This window comes from Aeromonas sp. R1-1, assembly GCF_040908495.1.
In the GTDB taxonomy this organism is placed as follows: domain Bacteria; phylum Pseudomonadota; class Gammaproteobacteria; order Enterobacterales; family Aeromonadaceae; genus Aeromonas; species Aeromonas veronii.
The window spans coordinates 1-5,749 of sequence record NZ_JBFODV010000307.1 but is presented as its reverse complement, the minus strand read 5'-3'; the positions used below and the strand labels follow the sequence as shown (position 1 = coordinate 5,749).

Genomic DNA, 5,749 nt, shown 5'->3' with positions numbered 1-5,749 from the left:
TTCGTCGGCGCACTCAAGGGGGTAGGCAAGGTGTATCTGCAAACCGTGCTGGACTGCTACAGCCGCCACGCCTGGGGACGGCTCTACACCAGCAAACTGCCCATCACCTCGGTCCATGTGCTTAACGAAACGGTGCTGCCATTCTTTGAAATCCACGAGGCACGGGTCTATACCATCCTGTCGGATAACGGGCGCGAGTTCTGTGGGCGCCCTGACCACCATCCCTACGAGCTGTTCCTGCAACTGGAGGGGATTGAGCACCGAACCACCAAGGTGCGCAGGCCGCAGAGCAACGGCTTTATCGAGCGGCTGCATCGCACACTGCTGGATGAACACTTCCGTATCAAGGGGAGAACGACCTGGTATGAGTCGGTAGAGCAGATGCAGACAGACCTGGGTAGCTATCTGGAGCACTACAACACCCAGCGGCCACATCAAGGCAGGATGATGGAAGGACAGACTCCCTACAGCATGTTCAAAAAGGGTCTGAAATTGATACCGAAGGAAGTGCGCACTAAAGTAGCGTAAACAAGACACCGGTTTGAGGCCGGTGTCAGGTGATAACTAGATCTGTACATTTTAGCTGTGCATTTTTGGGGATACGGGATATCATATCGATGATAAAATAGGGTCTATATGATGAGTTATGTCACGGCCATGCTGTGATTGCGTATTGTGATATTCATTACCAAAAACATAATAGAGCTGGAGGACATGATGGCCAACAGCGTGAGCAATATGATGAAAAGCAGCAAGCTGGGGGCTGTAACCCAGTGCGGTAGCTATAGCTTTCGTTCAGTTGTTGTTCGCATAATAAGCTGAAAACCCATTCTGTTTATATTGTTCCGGATTGCTCACATCACATGCACTTGCTTGATTTTCCGTATCAGAGAGCCATCCTGAATAATCTTTATGGGGTCTAACTGAACTCCAGTTTCTCACAAGAGCATAATTTGTATGAAAATTCTCGTTACCAGTGGCGCAGAGCTTTATTGGTTCTGCCGTGGTGCGCCATATCATTCGTGATACCCAAGATACCGTTATCAATTTCGATAAACTTACCTATGCAGGTAATCTGGAATCCTTTGTCAGTGTCTCCGATAGCGAGCTTTATGCCTCATTTGGCCTAATTTGAGGCCTCCTCTCCCTTTGCGGAAGAGGGCCGGGATGAGGGCAAAGACTACCGCGATCAAATCACCTATGTGGTGGATCGCCCAGGTCATGATCGCCGCAATCCCATCGATGCGAGCAAGATGAGCAGTTAGCTTGCTTGGCAGCCTGCGGAGATTTTCGAATCTGTTTTTCGCAAAACCGTTCAGTGGTATTTGGATAAGTAGCAGTGGGTTAGCAACGTCAAGAGCGGTGCCAGCCTATTGGTTGATTGGTAATGCCTCCAATCAGTTGAAATGGTGTCTTTCGATAAAAGCACCAATTCCTTTCTCATGGAGCTCAATGGAACGAGAGAAGTAGATGGTTTTGCGAGCCAATCGCTTGACGCGCGTTCTGAGCGTCAGGTTGTTACGCTCGATACGCTGGGTGAATATCTTCCCGGTCAGATGCATCTCGCTCGGCACCTCTCTGGCATAGCTTCCCTAGTCATCACTGGTGATAAAGCCTATCTGGAACGGAGAAAGCAGGCTCGGCAACCGACGGCATGTCTCATCGTTGCGTGGGCCAAAGGTATAGGCCACGACTCGTTTTCTCTTGGTATTAAAGGTATACCAAAGCCAATGTCGATGCTGTTTATGGCCGACATAGGCCCATTGCTCATCAAGTTCGCAGATAAGCGCCACGTCATCTAGCACCACCTTTTCGGAGGTTACTTGCCTTGGGGTGAGTTTTTTAGGGCGCGTATGACGGTGTTTATGCCAATCTTGAGGACGCGAGCAGTATCACGAACACCTGAGCCGTTGAACGCCATATCAACAATCTTGTCTTTGACGCCAGGCTTGCGGGCTTCATAGGTGTAGGTGAGCTGAAACACGTGCGGACAGACGGGGCAACGATAGCGAACATGGCCGGCAGGGGTCTTCCCATGGCGATATACGTGTTCAGAGTTGCAACGAGGACAGTGAACGGGGATGGATGCCATGAAGCTATGAGTCTCAAAGGCACCCATCATACCAGCTCAACCGATCGGAGGCATCACCAACTGGGTAAACACGACGATAGGAAATGTGAAAAACTCGCTGCGGGGCAGTTACCATACGCTCGGAGCGAAGCATTTACCAAGGCATCTTGCGGAATACTGCTTCCGGTTTAATCATCGTTTGGACCTCAAGAGTATGTTGGTTGAATTTGGGCATGCAGTCGCGGCAGGCATCTCCGATGCCATATCGGCTCTTGAAGCTGGCTGAGGTTCATGGGTAATTAGGAATGTGATTTATCAAATACGTAGTTTTAAACTATAAAAAGCCAGATTTTTGGGAAATTACGCACATGAATAAAATAAAAGTATTAACAGTATTCGGAACTCGACCCGAAGCTATCAAAATGGCACCATTAGTACATGCTTTGGCAGTCGATTTTCGTTTTGAGGCTAAATGTTGTGTAACGGCACAACATCGTGAAATGCTGGATCAAGTACTGGAACTTTTCGACATAACGCCAGACTACGATTTAGACCTGATGAAAACAGGCCAAACGCTTAATGAAGTTACGGCACAAATTTTATTGGAGCTAAAGCCCGTTCTGCAGGAGTTTAAACCGGATGTGGTGCTCGTTCATGGTGATACAGCCACAACTTTTGCTACCAGCTTGGCCGCTTATTATGAGCAAATTGCTATTGGCCATGTAGAAGCTGGGCTCCGTACGGGGGATATTTACTCCCCTTGGCCAGAAGAGGCTAACCGTAAGCTCACAGGAGCGTTGACTCAATACCACTTTGCCCCCACTGAGACCTCTAAGCAAAATTTACTTCAAGAAAACTACTCTGAAGATAATATTTTCGTCACAGGGAACACTGTGATTGATGCGTTGTTAATGATGAAAGAAAAAATTGAACAAGATGTTGACCTCAAAGCAACCTTAGCTGCTCACTTCTCCTACTTAGATGAAAATAGAAAGCTGATTTTAGTGACTGGCCATCGCCGGGAAAGCTTTGGTGACGGATTTGAGCGTATTTGTGAAGCACTTGTGCAAACGGCAAAACAGCACCCAGATGTACAAATAGTATACCCAATGCACTTAAACCCTAATGTGCGTGAACCAGTTAATCGTTTATTAGGTGGTATGGATAACGTGCTTCTGATTGAGCCGCAGCAGTATCTTCCTTTTATCTATTTAATGGATCGCGCGTACATAATTCTCACCGACTCAGGCGGTATCCAAGAAGAAGCTCCCTCGCTCGGTAAACCTGTACTTGTAATGCGTGATACAACAGAGCGCCCTGAAGCTATTTCCGCAGGAACAGTTAAATTAGTAGGGACTGATGTAGATAAAATCGTTTCCAATATTGACACCTTACTGACTGATAGCGAAGCCTATCAAGCAATGAGTTTTTCTCATAACCCATACGGTGATGGGAAAGCGTGTCAGAGAATTCTAGAGTCTCTTTGCAAATAGCTTTTAAAGTATCACCAGTAACCTAATTTGATAACTTATATTTGGGATGCGTAAAATGTCTTTTGAAATAATTTCAGTAATCGGTCTAGGCTATATTGGTTTACCGACTGCAGCGATGTTCGCCTCGTGTAAAAGGAAAGTGATCGGAGTGGATGTCAGCCAACACGCTGTTGATACAATAAACCAAGGTAAAATTCACATTGTTGAGCCAGATCTCGATATGATGGTTCATGCTGCGGTAACTGGGGGCTATTTAAAAGCGACTACAACACCTGAAGTGGCTGATGCCTTTCTGATTGCAGTGCCGACGCCATTTTTACCTTGTGCAGAGAGCGAGATTCCTGCGCCGGACCTCTCTTATATCGAAGCTGCTAGTAAAGCGATTGCACCTGTGTTGAAAAAAGGTGACTTGGTGATTCTAGAATCCACCTCGCCAGTAGGTGCAACAGAACAAATGGCTGCTTGGCTTGCTGAAGTGCGCTCTGATCTTACATTTCCACAAACACATGGTGAACAGGCTGATGTGAATGTTGCTCATTGCCCAGAGCGCGTATTACCTGGCCATGTCGTGCGTGAGCTGGTTGAAAATGATCGAGTAATTGGTGGTATGACAGCCAAATGTTCCGCGCGCGCGGTTGAGCTATACAAGACCTTTGTTCAAGGTGAATGCGTGATCACCAATGCACGTACTGCAGAAATGGCAAAATTAACCGAGAACAGCTCGCGCGATGTACAAATCGCCTTTGCTAATGAGTTGTCTATTATCTGTGACAAGTTAGATATAAATGTATGGGAATTGATCGCCCTAGCTAACCGCCATCCTCGAGTCAATATTCTTCAACCGGGCCCTGGTGTAGGTGGTCACTGTATTGCTGTGGACCCTTGGTTCATCGTTTCAAAAACGCCGGCTGAAGCGAAACTTATTCACACAGCAAGACAAGTGAACGATAGTAAGCCAAGTTGGGTTATTGATAAAATTAAGATAGCAATTGCAGATTTCCTGCAAAAGAATACGGATAAGACGGCAAAAGATATTGTAATAGCATGCTACGGTTTAGCATTTAAACCTGATATCGATGATTTACGTGAAAGCCCTGCAATTGCAATAACAGAATATATTTCAACTATGCATGCAGGTCATCTCATTGTTGTAGAACCAAACATTAAAAAACTTCCAGCTAAGTTAAAGCATCTGGAATTAATGAGTTTTGATTCAGCTTCTCAATGTGCGGATATCCATGTTTTATTAGTTGATCATAGGTCGTTTAAAAAAGTGAAGGTCAGAGATGGAATTGTCATTGATACCAAAGGTATTTGGATATAGAACTAAGGAAGGTGAGAACAAGTCCCTGATGTGAGATCATGAGCCCCACTTGGCATCAGGGATAAGGTTCAGCATGAATCATCAGCTCACCTTCGAGGATAGCGAGTTCAATGGCAAACGCCGCAAAACCCGTAAGGAGTTATTCCTGGCTCGCATGGAGGCGTTACTCCCATGGGCACTAATGCTGGAGGTCATCGAGTCCGTCTATCCCAAGGCAGGTAATGGCCGTCGCCCCTACCCACTCGATACCATGCTGCGCATTCACTGCATGCAACAGTGGTATAGCCTTAGCGACGGCGCCATGGAGGATGCGCTCTACGAGATTACTTCGATGCGTCTGTTTGCCAAGCTCTCACTGGACCAGGCTATCCCCGACCGTACCACCATCATGAACTTCCGCCATCTGCTGGAGCAGCGCCGGCTGGCCCGGCAGCTCTTCGACTCCGTCAACCAATGGCTTTCTGACGCCGGCATCATGATGAAGCAAGGCACGTTGGTCGATGCCAGTCTCATTGAGGCCCCTTGCTCGACCAAGAACAAGCGTGGCGAGCGTGACGGCGAGATGCACCAGACCAAGAAAGGTAATCAATGGTACTTCGGCATGAAGGCTCATATCGGTGTCGATGCCAAGAGTGGCCTGACGCACAGTCTGGAGACCACGGCCGCCAATGAGCACGGCTTCAATCAAGTGGGAAATCTGCTCCATGGCAAGGAGGCATTTGTGTTCGCTGACGCCGGATATCAGGGGGCAGAAAACCGTGAAGAACTGGCAGATGTAAAGGCACAATGGGCGATTGCGATGCGACCTGGCAGGCTCAAGGAACTCAAAAAGCATCCGCGCAAAAACAAGGCTGTGATTGC

The 5,749-nt window shown here is 47.4% G+C and carries 3 protein-coding genes and 4 pseudogenes; 6 read left to right on the top strand and 1 reads right to left on the bottom strand.

Translation table 11 applies throughout. The features are described 5' to 3' along the window. Positions 1–528, top strand: a pseudogene (locus AB5Y92_RS21540) (IS481-like element ISAs19 family transposase); the annotation flags it as partial. A gap of 429 nt (positions 529–957) precedes the next feature. After that, positions 958–1,334 (top strand): annotated as a pseudogene (locus tag AB5Y92_RS21535) (hypothetical protein); the annotation flags it as partial. A gap of 63 nt (positions 1,335–1,397) precedes the next feature. On the opposite strand, the pseudogene AB5Y92_RS21530 reads toward AB5Y92_RS21535, so the two are convergent. Further along, positions 1,398–2,092: pseudogene (locus AB5Y92_RS21530) on the bottom strand (IS1 family transposase). Positions 2,093–2,150: 58 nt separating this feature from the next. Here AB5Y92_RS21530 and AB5Y92_RS21525 point away from each other — a divergent pair. The 4 genes and pseudogenes from AB5Y92_RS21525 to AB5Y92_RS21510 form a co-directional block, all read left to right on the top strand. Further along, a pseudogene (locus AB5Y92_RS21525) lies at positions 2,151–2,370 on the top strand (transposase); the annotation flags it as partial. Between the two features lie 69 nt (positions 2,371–2,439). Next, the gene (gene wecB, locus AB5Y92_RS21520) at positions 2,440–3,564 is read left to right on the top strand and encodes a non-hydrolyzing UDP-N-acetylglucosamine 2-epimerase (RefSeq protein WP_164536394.1); all 1,125 of its coding nucleotides are present in this window, start codon (positions 2,440–2,442) and stop codon (positions 3,562–3,564) included. A gap of 55 nt (positions 3,565–3,619) precedes the next feature. Further along, positions 3,620–4,888, top strand: coding sequence for a UDP-N-acetyl-D-mannosamine dehydrogenase (gene wecC / locus AB5Y92_RS21515; protein ID WP_164536395.1), 1,269 nt, complete (start codon positions 3,620–3,622; stop codon positions 4,886–4,888). Between the two features lie 73 nt (positions 4,889–4,961). After that, a partial coding sequence (locus AB5Y92_RS21510; protein ID WP_368227733.1) for an IS5 family transposase occupies positions 4,962–5,749 on the top strand: 788 nt, incomplete at its 3' end.

Bases quoted from the DNA above. Each gene is read 5' to 3' on its own strand.
- wecB (WP_164536394.1), top strand. From the start codon at position 2,440: ATGAATAAAATAAAAGTATTAACAGTATTCGGAACTCGACCCGAAGCT.
- wecC (WP_164536395.1), top strand. From the start codon at position 3,620: ATGTCTTTTGAAATAATTTCAGTAATCGGTCTAGGCTATATTGGTTTA.